The 16,255-nt window shown below is 36.2% G+C and carries 11 protein-coding genes; 7 read left to right on the top strand and 4 right to left on the bottom strand.

Going from position 1 to position 16,255, the window contains the following annotated elements:
- Window positions 1–219 precede the first annotated feature (219 nt).
- The 6 genes from AAIB49_RS05590 to AAIB49_RS05565 all read left to right on the top strand — a co-directional run bounded on the left by AAIB49_RS05590 (window position 220) and on the right by AAIB49_RS05565 (window position 10,343).
- Window positions 220–2,010, top strand: coding sequence for an alpha/beta fold hydrolase (locus AAIB49_RS05590; RefSeq protein WP_343457450.1), 1,791 nt, complete (start codon window positions 220–222; stop codon window positions 2,008–2,010).
- A gap of 503 nt (window positions 2,011–2,513) precedes the next feature.
- On the top strand, window positions 2,514–4,316 hold the full coding sequence (glmS, locus tag AAIB49_RS05585) for a glutamine--fructose-6-phosphate transaminase (isomerizing) (RefSeq protein WP_339217442.1): 1,803 nt from the start codon (window positions 2,514–2,516) through the stop codon (window positions 4,314–4,316).
- Window positions 4,317–4,959: 643 nt separating this feature from the next.
- Window positions 4,960–5,652, top strand: coding sequence for an ABC transporter ATP-binding protein (locus AAIB49_RS05580; protein WP_343457449.1), 693 nt, complete (start codon window positions 4,960–4,962; stop codon window positions 5,650–5,652).
- The gene (locus tag AAIB49_RS05575; RefSeq protein ID WP_343457448.1) at window positions 5,649–8,936 is read left to right on the top strand and encodes an ABC transporter permease; all 3,288 of its coding nucleotides are present in this window, start codon (window positions 5,649–5,651) and stop codon (window positions 8,934–8,936) included. The genes AAIB49_RS05580 and AAIB49_RS05575 overlap by 4 nt, the downstream gene beginning before the upstream one ends.
- A 257-nt stretch (window positions 8,937–9,193) precedes the next feature.
- On the top strand, window positions 9,194–9,391 hold the full coding sequence (locus AAIB49_RS05570) for a glycerol-3-phosphate acyltransferase (protein WP_343457447.1): 198 nt from the start codon (window positions 9,194–9,196) through the stop codon (window positions 9,389–9,391).
- Window positions 9,392–10,001: 610 nt separating this feature from the next.
- Complete coding sequence (locus AAIB49_RS05565) at window positions 10,002–10,343, top strand: hypothetical protein (protein ID WP_343457446.1); 342 nt, start codon at window positions 10,002–10,004, stop codon at window positions 10,341–10,343.
- An 84-nt stretch (window positions 10,344–10,427) separates the two neighbouring features.
- Here the strand turns inward: AAIB49_RS05565 and AAIB49_RS05560 are convergent, their stop codons facing one another.
- From AAIB49_RS05560 to AAIB49_RS05550, 3 genes are read right to left on the bottom strand one after another with little or no spacing between them, the layout of a single operon-like run.
- Entirely contained in the window at window positions 10,428–11,108 is a 681-nt protein-coding gene (locus AAIB49_RS05560) for an ABC transporter ATP-binding protein (protein WP_343457445.1), read from the bottom strand.
- Window positions 11,089–13,620 carry a hypothetical protein gene (locus tag AAIB49_RS05555; protein WP_343457444.1) on the bottom strand — a complete coding sequence of 844 codons (2,532 nt, stop codon included), beginning with the start codon at window positions 13,618–13,620 and terminating at the stop codon, window positions 11,089–11,091. Before AAIB49_RS05555 ends, AAIB49_RS05560 begins: the two co-directional genes overlap by 20 nt.
- Window positions 13,621–13,635: 15 nt before the next feature.
- On the bottom strand, window positions 13,636–14,049 hold the full coding sequence (locus AAIB49_RS05550; RefSeq protein WP_343457443.1) for a hypothetical protein: 414 nt from the start codon (window positions 14,047–14,049) through the stop codon (window positions 13,636–13,638).
- A 785-nt stretch (window positions 14,050–14,834) separates the two neighbouring features.
- Between AAIB49_RS05550 and AAIB49_RS05545 the strand changes: the two genes are divergently transcribed.
- Entirely contained in the window at window positions 14,835–14,975 is a 141-nt protein-coding gene (locus AAIB49_RS05545) for a hypothetical protein (RefSeq protein WP_343457442.1), read from the top strand.
- A gap of 364 nt (window positions 14,976–15,339) precedes the next feature.
- On the opposite strand, the gene AAIB49_RS05540 is transcribed toward AAIB49_RS05545, so the two are convergent.
- Complete coding sequence (locus AAIB49_RS05540; RefSeq protein ID WP_343457441.1) at window positions 15,340–16,224, bottom strand: TetR/AcrR family transcriptional regulator; 885 nt, start codon at window positions 16,222–16,224, stop codon at window positions 15,340–15,342.
- Window positions 16,225–16,255 lie beyond the last annotated feature (31 nt).

The following is a 16,255-nucleotide window of genomic DNA, read 5'->3' as shown; positions in this document are numbered from 1 at the left end:
GAATTTAAAAAAGTAAAAAAGCGGAAACAGATGGAAAGATATAAATCTGAAACCGTTGTCAAATTTGGAATTAAAACAATACAAAATAAGGGACTTTAAAAATCTCCCACAAATACTTGACTCAATCAGTGCATACCAATCAACTGTCAGATTGTTAGAAATGCGTTATACTATTCTTAGGAATTTAAATTTACAGTTTTTATATTGAGGGGGAGAAATATGATAAACTTTCCGAAGCCAACCGTAGAACAATTTTTGCGTACGTATGTTATTAATAATTTTGCAATTAGTAAAGATGAGACACGGCTTATATTTAACACAAACCTAAATGGGAAAATGAATCTATGGGCAATGGATCTTCCAGATACATATCCGTATTTATTTGCTCAGAAGGATCAAACAGCTAATTTCATTAAGGTTGATCCAGAGGGACGTTATGTCTTAACTGGTTATGATCATGATGGAGATGAGAACTACCAAATTTACGCTGTCCCTAGTGAAGGTGGTATGCCACAGGAACTAATTACGGGTGAACCGAATGAAAAATACTATTTTGCTCATTTAAGCGATGATGGAAAACGGCTTTATTATGTCACATCGGTAGGAAATCCGAACTTCTTAAATACGCGTGTTCGTAACCTAGAAGACAATACAGATACGTTGCTACATGAAGGGGCAGATGGTTCTACTTATTTGGCAGGTGTATCAGAGAAGGAAGATGTATTCGTTTATATGCGTCTATTTGCAAACACATATATTCAATTGTTTGTGAAAGAAGGCGATCAAATCGTACATTTAACACCAGATCCGGAAAAGGTTCATGTAGCAACTGGCCCGGTATTTGTTGGCGATAAAGATATCTATTTCACGACGAACTTTGAAGAAGAATATAGTTATGTAGCCAAATTTAACCTGGATTCTAAAACGTTTGACAAAGTCCTTCAAATTGACGATGAGAGCATTGATCATATCGAATATAATAAGGAAAATAACTACCTTTACGTTGTAACGGAAAAGGGCGTAGAAGATATGTTATACCGTTATGATTTAGGTGCAAATAAATTAGAGAAGCTATCGACTCCATTTGATGTCGTGGAAAAATTAGTTGTTACAAAAGCTGGCAATTTATATGTGCTTGGTCGTACGGCAACAATTCCATTTAACATTTACAAATCAACCGATGGTACTAATTGGGAAGCCTTAACTAATAATCGTGTACTCGGTGTCAGTAAGGAAGATATGGTAGAGCCTGAGGTCGTCACTTATAAATCATTTGATGGAATGGAAATAGAGGCATTATTGTTCCGGGCCAACCCAGAGAATGATAATGGACACACTATTTTCTGGCCACATGGTGGTCCACAAGCATCAGAACGTAAAATGTTCCGTGCTATGTTCCAAAGTGCATTAAATCGAGGATATACGATATTTGCACCTAACTTCCGAGGTAGCACAGGCTATGGTTCTTCCTTTGTCAAGCTGGTGGAACAAGATTGGGGACATGGTGCGCGATTAGATTGTGTAGCGGGAATTGAATGGTTGTTTGAAAATAATATAACAGATCGTGATAAGTTGTTCCTTGTTGGAGGGAGCTATGGTGGCTATATGGCATTACTATTACATGGTCGCCACCCAGAGTATTTCAAAGCGGTAGTAGACATCTTTGGGCCGTCTGACTTGTTTACCTTCGTCAACTCTGTTCCTCCACACTGGAAGCCAATGATGGAGCGTTGGTTAGGAGATCCAGAACGTGATAAGGAACGTTTTGTTAACGATTCCCCAATCACCTATCTTGAGTCCATGGTGAAGCCAATGCTTGTTATTCAAGGTGCGAAAGACCCTCGTGTTGTGAAGGAAGAATCAGATCAAATTGTAGAGAAGCTAAGAGGATTAGGTCGAGAGGTCGAATACCTTGTTTTAGAAGATGAGGGGCACGGATTCTCTAAGAAAGAAAATGAAATTAAAGTATATAATGTCATGCTTGATTTCCTTGAGAAGCATCAAGGATAGAAAAATGAAGGGCACATGGGAGTTGATAATCCATGTGTCCTTTACTTGTTAACAAGTAACTTTTTGTGACATATACTATTTACATGTCACCTTTTTCAACGTTTATGATTGACCAATGATAGTAATATCTTGTAAAATAAGTTGGTATCTTATCTTTGGTGAATTTTCTGCCAAGAATAGGGTGACTAATATCGAAATAGTTAGGAGGGTAGAGGTAAATAATAATAAAGCGCCTGGGCTATTTTCTGAACGGTAAAAAGAAAATAGTTGACGAGGATGAAGGTTATCGAGATTTATCGGCGGGTGCCTTCCGGTTGCACACTCCAGTCGTTATGCTTTTTTCGAAAAACAATAGGGTGACCTATTGCACAAAGGAAAAGAGTAGAGTGTCATCATAAACAGACTAAAAAAACACGAGAAAGGGGCAATAAAACGCCCCAAAGAATTTTAAATGAAATCCTTTCATGGTCGTTTGTTGCCCCTACGAGGAGGAACAACTACTAATGTGTGGAATTGTAGGTTATATCGGACAACAGGATTCTAAAGAAGTATTATTAAATGGACTTGAAAAATTAGAGTATCGCGGATATGATTCAGCGGGTATTGCGGTATTAAATGAAAGTGGTTTAAACCTATTCAAAGTAAAAGGCCGTATTGCTGCTCTAAGAGAATCAGTGGATGAGTCTATTCACGCAACAATGGGGATTGGTCATACACGCTGGGCGACACATGGCGAACCAAGTGTTAACAATGCTCACCCACATCAAAGCACCAATGGCAGATTTACGCTTGTGCATAACGGTGTTATTGAGAACTATTTGGATTTAAAGCGTGAATATCTACAAGATGTGACATTTAAGAGTGAGACAGATACAGAAGTTATTGTCCAATTAATTGAGAAGTTTTATGAAACAACTCAAAGTACGTTAGAAAGCTTCCGCCAAGCAATGGAGCTATTAAAGGGTTCTTATGCAATTGCGATGATCGACAATGAAGATCGTGATACACTTTATGTTTCTAAAAATAAAAGTCCTTTATTAGTTGGATTAGGTGAAGGGTTTAATGTGGTAGCAAGTGATGCTATGGCTACATTAAAGGTAACAGATCAATATCTTGAAATTCATGATAAAGAGATCGTTATTGTAAAACGTGAATCTGTATCTATCCAACAGCTTGATGGAACGGTTTTAGAGCGTACTCCTTATACAGCATTAATTGATGCGAGCGATATCGAAAAAGGTACGTACCCACACTTTATGCTTAAAGAAATTGATGAACAACCAATTGTTATGCGCAAAATTATCAAAGAATATCAAAACGAAGATAATGAGCTTAAATTGGATGAAGACATCCGTGCAGCAATGAAGGCTTGTGATCGCATTTATATCATTGCGGCTGGAACTAGCTACCATGCTGGACTTGTGGGCAAGAGCTTAATTGAAAAAATCGCGAAGATTCCAGTAGAGGTACATGTCTCTAGTGAGTTTTCATATAACATGCCATTGCTATCAGAAAAACCATTATTTATCTTCATTTCTCAAAGTGGAGAAACAGCAGATAGCCGTACGGTACTAGTTAAAATTAAAGAAATGGGATATCCAGCACTAACGATTACCAATGTGCCAGGATCCACCCTTTCTCGTGAAGCGGATTACACATTACACCTACATGCAGGTCCTGAGATTGCGGTTGCATCTACAAAAGCATACACTGCACAGATTGCAGTATTAGCAATTTTAGCTGTAGATACGGCGCATGCTAAAGGTATTACATTAGACTTTGACCTAATGCAAGAGCTTGCCATTGTTGCTAATGCGATGGACGTATTAACTGCACAAAAAGAAGAGCTTGAACAGCTAACTAGAGATTATTTAGAAACAACTCGTAATGCATTCTTCATTGGTCGTAGCTTGGATTACTTTGTTTCCTTAGAGGGATCATTAAAGCTGAAAGAAATTTCCTATATCCAAGCAGAAGGTTTTGCAGGTGGAGAATTAAAACATGGAACTATTGCATTAATTGAAAAAGGTACACCAGTTATTGCGATTGCAACACAGGAGAATGTTAATTATTCTATTCGCGGAAATGTTCAAGAAGTTGTGGCACGTGGTGCAAACGCCCTTATCATTAGCATGAAGGGTCTTGAGCAAGATGATGATGCATTTGTCATCCCGACTGTACATGAATTATTAACACCACTTGCAACAGTAATTCCATTACAAATTATTGCTTATTATGCAGCCCTACACCGTGGAGCGGATGTTGATAAGCCGCGTAACTTGGCTAAGAGTGTTACGGTGGAGTAGGATAGATTTTAGTTGGAAATCTTGTGTTAATTTACAATTAAGTTGGGAAATTGCAAATAAAGATGGGAAATCACAATTAAAGTTGGTAAGTAACAAATAAAGTTGGTAAGTAACTAAAGGGATAGAGTAATAAACTTTATCCCTTTTTATATTGTAACTTTGAGTAAAAATGGATTTAACAGAATATTTAGCGTGGCTATTTTGATAATTGGAATTCCATATGGTTTAGTTTTTCAAATTCAACATATGTTGACGATTAAAAAGAATGAAAAACACCTAAATATCGAAGACTAATGTTGGCAATTACCTAACTTGTTTCTTAAGCTAAATGTATTCGTTTATATGCAATTTATTCATTCACATATTGTTACAAACAAACTCTCGTTTTTAACGTAACGGATATTTTGAATAAGGCTATATTACGTATTAGAACTTCCAGATAATTGGAAGTTCTAGTTTTTTAGCTTACATTAACATAAACTTTAATTGAGCCCGTATTAGAATTGTAAAATGTTAACTCCTTCCATTTAAGATGTTCTACTAATTATCCGAAAAGTTAAAATAATAAATTGACATATTTTTGTAATATAGTTAATGTAATAATAAATAAGAAAAAGATTATGTATGAAAGAGGGGGAGCAATTTGATACAAGAGATAATATGTCAACATGTTGAGAAATCGTTTAAAGGTGATGGTACAAAAACAATCGCTTTAACAAATGTTGACTTAGCATTTGAAAAAGGGGAATTCACGGCGATCATTGGTCCATCTGGTTCAGGGAAATCTACTTTGTTAAGCCTTCTTGGTACCCTAGACAAGCCTAGCGAAGGTGCAATCACTTATGATGGTGAAGAGATTTTAAAAAAGAGTAAAAATAAAATAGCAGACTTTCGCTTCCAAGAAATAGGGTTTATCTTTCAACAATTTCATCTACTTCCTACATTAACTGCATTAGAAAATGTACTTACTCCATTGTTTTCCAGAAAAGTTCCATACAACAAATTAGAACGAGCAAAAGAAGTCGTTGAACAAGTAGGGCTTCAAGATAAGATGAATTCACTTCCATCTCAATTATCAGGTGGACAACAGCAACGAGTGGCCATTGCTCGTGCAATTGTACATAAACCAAGCTGGTTACTTGCGGATGAGCCTACTGGTAACTTAGATACAGAAACAGGGGAACGGATTTATGATTTATTAAAAGAATTAAATGAACAAGAAGGTTGTGGTGTATTATTCGTAACCCATGACCCAGCTTTAGCAGCCAAAGCGAATCGTATCATCACCATGAAGGATGGTGTGGTACTTTCCGATAAAGTAGGTGTTACTTCATGATTCGCTTTATTTGGCAGAATTGGTGGAGGCGGAAGGAACGGTTTATTCTACTTATTATCGGAGCTTTTATTGTTAGTGCTGGTTTAACTTACTTAATTGGTCTCTCAGAAACGAACAAAGGAACCATTGTGGATACGCTGCAACAGCGTTGGTCTGCATCATACGATATTGTGGTTCGACCTGAAGGAACTCGTAGTATTACAGAGGAGAAGAAGTTATTAGAACCAAACTACTTAAGTGGCTTAAGTGGGGGAATTAGTCTTGAACAATATGAAACGATTAAAACTATCCCAGGTATAGAGGTTGCAGCTCCGATTGCGATGATTGGATATGCATCATATTCCGTCAATTATGGCCAAGTTGAGTTATCTGAGCCAGGTATTTATAGAAGAATGATGAAGACAACGGTAAATAATGGAATAGGTGAGGAAACAGCAATAAATAATTACTACTTCCCAATTAATGTATGGGATCTTATGAATAAGGGGTCGGAATATGGGGTTGCTGCCCCATATCTAGATTTATTAGTTAATGGCCATTCCCTTTTGGCTGGAATTGATCCTGAACAGGAAGCGAAGTTAGTTGGATTAGATGAAGCCATCATTGAATTAGGAACGAGTAGGTATTTTGGTGATACGGATACGTATTATTTCGATGAAGGGAAAGGATACCACGAAATTCCGATTATTGTTAATCAAACAGCCTACGTGGATAAAATGGAACATATTACATTTGAAAAGTTGGACATCGAAATTAATGAAGAGAATGCAGATGCCGTAATGAAAAAAGTAAAGGAAAATGGCGGAGAAAACTATCTGGACACATTAAGTGGTGAAGTAGTCGATACATTTTCCATTACTGGAAAAGAGACGTTCCATTCATTTATTAACAGGATGACTGGAGTAGACTGGGAAACGGGAGAAGTTATCGTATTAGAGGAAAACGAAGAGGAAAAGAGTGAAGATGAGGATCCACTAGAAATTATTACTCAAGTAGATGAAGATGTTACAGGAATTGTATTTAAGCCGAGCCCACTAGAGTATCAAGAAATCTCAAGTCCTTATGCTGATCGATGGCCGTATACCTATCAAGTCGTTCCTTTCCAAAATAGTGATGATGCTGTGGGGGTCTATCAGAATAAGGACACATTTCGAGAGCCAATATTAATCGCAGAGAACTTCTTGGATCAACCACGTATGAAGCCTAACTGGATAGGATTTTACGAAGCCAGTAATTTAGCAATTTCGATGGATCCAACAACGGAATTGCCAATGGAAACCTATCGTCCGGCAAGCGCTGAGTATGTCATGGACGTCAATGGAAATCCAATCAATCCACCAAAACAATTAAAGCCTACAGGGGATCCATATAGCTTTTTAACAGACCCACCGGGAATGTTAACGACGATAGAGGCAGCTGCAAATATACTTGGTGAAAAGCCGATTTCGGCAATCCGCATTAAAGTTGCAGGAGTTGCGGATTTAAGTGATGAAAGTCAAGCAATATTAGAACAAGTTGCTAGCGAGATTGAGAATAGAACAGGGCTTATAACAGATATCACGCTTGGTTCATCCCCACAATTAGCACTCTCTTATGTTCCGGGATTAAATGGAGGGGAGGACATTGGGTGGTTACAGCAACCATGGGTAAATATAGGTTCTTCCATTTCAATATTTAAGGAAACAAAAATTGGCTTTTCCGGTGTCGTTGGCAGTGTCATTGCTGTTGCAATTGTCTATGTTTGGGCTTCTGGAATTGTCAACTTACTTGCTAGAAGAAAAGAATTTGCTGTATTACTTTCCATTGGCTGGCGACCAAGGCAGTTGAGTCGGTTGTTATTCTTTGAATCTAGTATAATCGGTATTTTTGTAGCGGTAACTTCTTGGATGATGCTCGGATTTGTTTATATTTCGAGTGATGCAACCATATCTTTTAATCGTTTCTTGTGGACTGGGTTATTTGGGTTTATTGTATATGTGTTCGGATCATTCATACCAATGCTATTAACCCGTAATATTTCCCCTTACGAAGCAATGCGAACGGGAGAAATATCGAGTAAGAGTAAGCGGATTTTTCAAACAAAAGGAATTAATCGAATGGCTTTTAACCATTTTATTGGAAAATGGAAGAGAAGTTTTTTATCGGTTATTTCGATTGCGTTACCAACGGCGCTCTTGGCTGTGTTTTTATACATTACATTCCGATTACGAGGCATTATGTATACCTCGTTACTAGGAGAATATGTTGCATTAGAAATAGGACCAGCCCATTATATTGCGATCCTCGTATCCTTGAGTATTGCCATTTTAACGACAGCGGAGATCATGTGGCAAAATGTATCCGAAAGGCGCGAGGAAATCTCACTACTACAGGCTATTGGATGGAAAAGGTGGAGTATTCGTAGGTTAATCTTGGCCGAAGGAGTCTTTAGTGGATTATTTGCTGCATTAATCGGTCTAAGCCTTGCATTTTTAATCATGTGGGGACTATATGGAGCTTTCCCTACAGAAGAAATTGGATTTATTTTAACAACTGGATTAATCCCAGTGGTAATCGGGATTATTGGAACAATCTTCCCAGCGGAGCGAGCCGTTCGAATGACTCCAAATCAAGGGATGGGAGGAAATATTACCAATCGGAAAGCGGTGGAAAGACGTTTAAAATGGGTCGTCATTTCAACATCTGTATTATTAGTGGGGACCTTTTTGATGACGATGATCAAGGTTGCTCCTAATATTGAACAAGCCAAAGAGGCAAGTGAAATTGAGCATGCATTCAACCCAACAGAAGGAGAAGTTTCGGTTACGGAACCAAAGGATACGGGTGAGCAAAATGTAAACACTGATGATGCGGATGACGAGATTACCCTAATAGGTGTTGATGATTATTTGTTCGAGTTTAACTCTAGTCAAACTAGTGAAGATGTTGGATGGGGTAATCAGTTATTCTACGCAGCAAAAGAAGTGGAGAGCACGTTAGCTATAGCTGAATCTGGAATGAAAGCTGTCGCAATTGAGTTTACGTTTGAAGTACGTGATACGGATTACGATATTCATCCAAAGCGCAACTTTACACTAATTCATGGTGAAGAATCCTATTCTCCAGAAAAAGTTACCATATTAGAAGTAGAAGGCTGGGAGAACGAAGAATGGTTGCTTGAACGTGAAGATGGAAAAATGCGTGCCGTTCTAGAATTTAAAGTACCTGAAGATGTAGAAAATTATGGGTTAGTATTGAAAACTAGAACCTTTGGATATGGAGTTTTGATTAGGTTTGAAGAGTAAGCATGGGGACGGTTCTTTAAAAGAACAATCGGAAGTTTTGCACGGAAAGAAGGCACAATAAGCAGACTTATTCTGCTTATTGTGCCTTTCTGTAATTACTCAACCTTCGCACCTAGATAGTTTGGTTAAATACAGTTCTTACTAAAAATATTCTTTGATATGTTGATTTGTCGAGAATCACAATTATCATACAGAAGAGGTGCCCTTTATATGATAACGGATGTAAGCGTAATATAGTCCGCATCTGATTAATAGGTGTGGACTATTTTACGCTTACGTATGTATCACTAAATTCAATGTTGGCTAGTATAGCATTATTCATTTATAGTATTATATTTGAAGATAAAGTTATCATAGCACTTTCTCTACTAATAAGCGTGTCAATAATCATTCTACATCGACAAAATGTAAAGAGAATTGTAAACGGAACAGAAAATAAGATAGTTGAAAATTAGTGTTTACTTGTTAAGCTAACGTAGTATAGAACATTTTTTTCAATGTCTACATAAAGGGATTCTAAAAATTGTAAAAGGAGTCTATAACTTTATTATGACATCGACCTGAAATGGGAATGGTATTTTGTGTGTTAGTAACGCATTTTAGTATAAAACTATTTTTTCATGTAACACTTGTTGTAGTGTGGGCTATAACTAATCTTGTCGCTAATAGAATTAAATATTGTCATTAAAATAAAAGTCCTCGAGTGGTAACTGTTGCTATTCGGGGACTTTTTTTAAAAGTTTTTTACTTCACAATTATTGAAACGTAATCTAACAAAGTTAAATACAATATGGTATTAAAATTATATTTGATTTTGTCGTAATCTTTATTCTGTATTCAAACCAATGGTGTATCAGGGTGAACAATATTCTAATTCATTGTTATAACATTTTCGAATTATAAAGTAAACTTTATTTCGTCCTTCCAATAATTTAGGAGTTATTGGAAGGACGAAATACGATCTCGACATTAGGGAAAGAATAAACTATTTTAGAAGAACAAATAAGCTTAATCAAGTTGACTTTGCAAAAATTATTGGTGTATCATAGGGTACATTAAGTAAACTTGAAAAGGATAAATATAAACCATCAAATTGATACAATTATTTCTATATATAATAATTTTCCTATCGACATAGAATGGCTATTAGTTAATCGCCTTCAAAAGGATACTGCAGAAGATACTTACGACAATCTGAATCAAGCATTCAAGCAGGTGAAAAGAAATAAGGGCGCAGCTGGTGTGGATGGAATGACTGTCGACGAAATTGGATTCTATATGTTGAAAAACAAAAATGATATAATTTCCCAAATTCGCCAGAGAAAGTATCGACCTCAACCTGTATTAAGGGTAGAAATCCTACAGTCAAAGACAGAGTCATTCATCAAGCATGCGCACGTTATATAGGGTTAGAGTCCCAAATCGCAAATGTTATATCAGTGGTATGTTATTTTATAGATATCAAACTTTACAAATATACAGTGGTACTAACTATAAAACGGGTATATTTTTACTTGATAATTCTCCGTTCCTTAACTCAATCTGTAAATCTCCGTATTTGGCCAACTCAAGGTCATGGGTAACTAGAATAATGGTTACTCCTTTTTTCTGTATATCCTTAAGCAAATTCATAATATTATCTCGATTATCGACATCTAAATTTCCTGTTGGTTCATCACAAAGAATCAGTTTAGGGTCATTCATTAATGCCCTAGCAATTGCGACACGTTGTTTTTCTCCCCCTGATAATTGAGATGGCATATGGTGATTTCTTTCATTTAGGCCGACCAAATGGAGTAGGTCGTTTGCTCTTTTTTCGCCATCTTTCCTTGATTTAATCGGTAGTTGAGGAACAACCACATTGGTTAGGACGTCAAACTGTTCAAATAATTGAAAGTCCTGGAAAACGTATCCGATATGGTCTCTTCGGAATTTACGTCTTTCCTCTTCTGAGGCGGATTTAGGATTTAACGCATCTAATAAAACTTCCCCTGAATCCGCTTGTTCAATCGCAGATAAGCAACGTAATAACGTTGTTTTCCCAGAACCAGATGGACCGGTAATCGTCAGCCATTTCCCAGATTCAATAACAAGATTAATATTCTTTAAAACATGTACGGTCTCAACCTGTGTTTCGTATGACTTATTCACATTATGAAGCTCGATTCGCAATTTTACCACCCCTTCTTACATTCACACGATACAATGATATTGTCGATCCAATTATTGTAGCCGCCAAAATAATCAGGAAGCCTACAAATCCTAAAAGAACGGTCATCATTGTAATTTCTGTTACTAGGATTGTAATGATTAAACTTGTAATCCAACCAACCAAAGTAGAGAGTCCTGCCCAAATAAGAACTTCCTTTTGAAAATAGCCTTGTATAGCCTTTTTACCCCATCCAAGAATTTGAAATAGCTGTATCTCTGACTTTCGTGCATTCCACATGCGATTTAATGATTGAAAGACGGTGGTTAAACTTAGTACATATAATAAAATGATAACCAAAAAGAATATCCCCTCTATTTCACCGTGAATAAAAGAACCTAATCTTGTTTTGGTCGTTCGTTCTACATTTTGAATTAAGAAGAATGGTAGAAAACAAGTTAAAATTGCCATGAAGAAAAGTTGAATACTAGATGCAAGTAAATTATTTCGATAGAATCGAATGTTTTGTATAGTAACCGACTTCGCTTGTTTCTTAATTAAACGTACTTTATCCTTTTTCATTTTGTCAGCTATTAAAAATAATAAAACATTAACTCCACTAACAATAATGGAAATAATGAAAGGCAGCCACTGATCGTTCCATATTCCAAGGCTTATAAATCCGATGGAAACGAGGACAATTGGGATACCGAGAACGAACGAGAATTCTTTGTATCGAATGCTACGTATAAGTTTTTCAGACCAACCTAAATGGGCGAGTAATTGCTCGTCGTTTTTTCTATCAGCCAATACAATAAAATACGTATACCCGACAAATGTTAAAGCTACCAATCCATAGAGAACCGTTAACACAACTTGCATCATATTCCAGCTGGATACGACTGTGCCAGCAGCACCAAGTGTCGTAAAGGATTGAACAACTTGACCGATCCCTTCTACATCTACCGTTAGGTCCTGTAAAGAAGCCCCGGCTACGATATCAACAGTAAATCCTTGTTCTCTCCACTCATTGGCTAGTTCCTCAATTAACTTTTCGGCTTTCTTATCATAACCAGTAAGTCCTGCTACTTTTACACGGATGGCATCAATTGGCGCATCGCTCTTCACCCTTTCAGCCTCTTCTATCGCAATTAATCCATGTGCAGGGGTTGTGATGAAGCTGCCTGGCACAGCTGTTGGTTGTAGTTTGATAGATTCATCGGATGCTAGGTAAGGCATTTCTCGCCCATAAATACCTAAGGGGGCTGAGGCGAGTGACTCCGTATTTTCTTTGATTGAAAACGTGCCATTTTCAATTAGCCCAAAATACTCTTCATCATTTTCCGCTTCATATAATCTATCTTTATTTAATTTATATAACTCCACTTCTTCCAGGTTGCGATAGGTTGGGACCTTATACACATTATCCACACCAGTCTGCTTTACGAATAGTGTGTTATCTTCCTTTATTTCATAGATAACAGGCTCAAGAAGGTATCCTATCCGTTGACTATGCACATCATAAGTCTCAGCATACCCTTCATCCTCCTCAAGGTCGTCAATCCCTTCAATTAATCTAAACGTCGTCATATTGTCATTAATTTTGAGCCTATGACTAAGAAAAGGTGAATGGCCGGCATTTGGTACAAGCTCGTAGCTCTCTTCTTTCAACATCTTTTTCGTATGAATATGTTGATCAAGGATATGAAAGTAAAGAGTTGGGTCCTCAGCAAGAGTGGCAATGGGTTGCCCCGCAATAAATTTTTGCTCTAATACCTCTAGTTCTTCAGAAGTGATATCCTTTAACCCATCCATTGTAAACTGAACAGTAACTGGTACAGAAACGTCTTGTAAACTCATGACTGGTGTTGAATACCTGCTTTCTTTATAGGAATTCGTATGATAGGGTTCTTCTGTTAAAGGTGTAAAGTCAAATCCAGTGAGTTTCCCCTCTTCTTCCGGATCAATGGCAACTACTTGATGGTAGGACTTTGGAAAACTAAATACCGCAACATCATTACCTAGATAATTATTAAGTAAATCAATGGAGGTTGGATATTTCGGCGAATCTATTCCTTTATTTCCAAAATCATAGATGTACTCCTTGTCCGAGGCATAGGTATTTACCCCATCACTAGTTCGATATTCCACCTCATAATATGTCGCATCTTCTGGATTTCTATCCATCATAAAGGTACGTTCTTGTGCTGTGAATAGACCAATCGAGGCTACTGGTGCTGCTATTTCTACTTGAGGGTGATTTTTTATTTCTTGCCATTCTTCCATTGAAATTCCACCATCACCAATACCTAGGTAGTTTTCCTCCACAAGATTCAGTTGCCGTTCAAGATCTGTTTTTGCATGCGGCGGACGAATCAAGATATCGTAGGAACCCCGAGAAAAGTCTGTTATATTCTGTGTCACCTGCTCATTTGCTTTAGCTAATATTGATAAAGTATAAGAGACTGTGCTAATCGTAATGGTTAACACAGCCATTATCACAAGCATCGTTTTTATTTTATTAATTCTAATCATACTTATTCATTCCCATTAGTATGTTATAGTCGCCTTGCCATAAACCGTTGGACCAGGGCCACCTATTTCATTTGTAGCTTGTCCCCAATAGGTATAGTTTCCATGTGATTTCCAGTAATGGGACCAGGTGTGAGAAAGAGTTGTGCTAACTATTCTTTCTTTTGTTTTTGTACCATCACCGGGATCAAATTTTAATGAGTTTCTCCCATTATTGTTATTAGTACTAACTGTAATCTTTTTTTCATAATTCTGTTTTTGAGTAAAACTTTTTGGAGTCAAATATGTTTCTGTCCTAGCGGAGTTTAGTTGTATATCATCAGGTAGTACATCACCTAATTGTAGATCATCTGCTTGTACCGTGGAGAAGCTAAATGTTAAACCTGCCATTACTATAAAACCCACCATTAGCCTTTTAATCAACTTTTTCATTTTTGATATCTCCTTTTTTTAATAGTTTTTAATTCTTAAAGAAGGATTTCACAATTAGTTAATTAATTGTACTTTACACTGCCTCTATGAGTGTAGGCGTTGTAATTTAATGCTCTAATAATTAATCACCTGTAGTTACAAATAAAAAACGATTAAACTATAACCCCAATCTTTGAATCATTCCTTTCACGCAATAATAATCAGAGGAGTCTGACTACTCAATGTCATTATAACATATTGTTAAATTTGAAATGTTGGGAAATATACATAACAAATTCGGTGTTTTTTTACCATTTTGTATCGTAATAAGGAAAGTTGGAAAGTTTTTGACAAAAAACGCGGAAATAAGGAATAAAATAATATAGCAAAATGTCCTGTTTGTAACTCCTTTGATTTTAGGAATTACTATTTAATCGTAGTGATATTGGAATAACTATGCCTTAATTAATTCTAGTAGATGTAGACTTTCGTTGATAGAAGCAATAGATATGCTATTACCTTCTTACTATTTTAAGGGTAAAGGATATGCTGTTGTAATCAAAGCCTATTCAAATTGGTCTGTCGAGGAAGAAGTCACCAATGCTTTTATTCATGTAAGCCCTTCTTAGTCGTACTTTGGTTAACAAAATTTTGAGAATCTAAGTGGCTCTCAAACTTACTACACAAAGGTAGAATGGCTTTACAAGCGTTGTCTTGGATTTCTGAAAGAATATTAAACATATAGATATTAAAGGTAAGGAGAAAAATGTTATAACCTATTTTTGTATCAGTGAAAGTGGGATGGTGTGTTCTACCACCTTAACCAAAAAGAATATGAAGAATTAGATTTAGAAATAGGCAAACGAATTGTTGGCTATTATAGTGATGTTGGAGAATCAGATCCACCTGTATTGTTTACCGATAAAATAGAGATATTTTCACAATAGTTATGATGACTTTATTAATGTTTTGAAGGTATTAGAGCAATATACAGAATTAAAAGCAATTCGGGCATTTATTGATGTATTGCCAGAGGGTCTAGGACGGGCAGATTGTTTAATATCAAAAGTGGAAAATGATTAAACTTTTTTATAAAAATTGAACAATATTTCACAAAGGAAGAATCTATTTTGATCAATCTTTTTTCAAAAATGATTCTTCCTATTTACGGTAATGTATGGGCTTGAGAGGTATTTTTGATTAAACTTTATTTCAAAGCATTCATTAATCTTTTAATAAAACTCAACTAATTGGAATGTAATGTACCATGATAAATAAATGAAGTGACCCCAAACCGTTGCGAATATTATTTTACTTTTGTTGAAAGAAGATCCCTTTTAGTAGATGTTTTAACTCTGTAACAAACTTCTCCAATTCAGATATCCCTTCAAGATTATTAAGCATTCCTTGAATAACTGCCTCTCTAGGTACATCCCTTTCTAACTCCTCTCCAACTACTTCTAGGGAAATTAAATAGTTGTTGTTATTTGGAAGTTTTTCTATTTCTTCCTTCAGGAGATGTAAAAGTTCATGGATTTTTGAATTATTGCTTTCTAATGAAAAGCCAGCTAAATCTGCTATGTGAATCATTTCTTTCTCCGTTAAAATAGGGGCATCTTTACTGCTAACTAGCCCGTTTACTATATCATCCATACGATTTAAAATGAATTCAGCAAGCATATGAATATTTAAACTTTCTTCATCGATGAGAAAAATACGAATATATGCTTGAAATATTCCTTCCAACATAATAGCCAAATCCCATAAATAATCAGTAACATGATCACCGTAAACGGATAGAAGTCCTTCACGATAAAACTCCCTGGTTTGACTTTGCTTCTTATAAAGTGTTTCTTTTAAGGAATCATTTATAGGAATCGCTTGCTCAAATGCCAAAGTAACAAAAAATTCTTTGTGCTCAAATACACCCTCAAAAAAGTAGGCAAGTTCCATAATAAATTGCTCTCTCGATTGCAAATTTAAATCAGTAACGGACTCCACCCTATTTTGAATAGTAGAGAAATACTGTTCTATTGTTTCTAATAACAGGTCATTCTTTGATTTGAAATAAGAGTAAAAGGAACCTTTGGCGATTCCGCACTCCTTACAAATATCAGATATGGAAGTAGCCTCAAATCCTTTTATAGAAAAAAGCTTAATAGCAGCATTTAGAATCAGTTTCTCTTTTTCTTGCATTATTGGAACCTCCTGTTGAATATTCATTCTG

It is taken from the genome of Ornithinibacillus proteolyticus (assembly GCF_039581225.1).
Classification (GTDB): domain Bacteria; phylum Bacillota; class Bacilli; order Bacillales; family Amphibacillaceae; genus Ornithinibacillus; species Ornithinibacillus massiliensis.
This window is presented reverse-complemented; position numbering and strand designations above follow the sequence as displayed.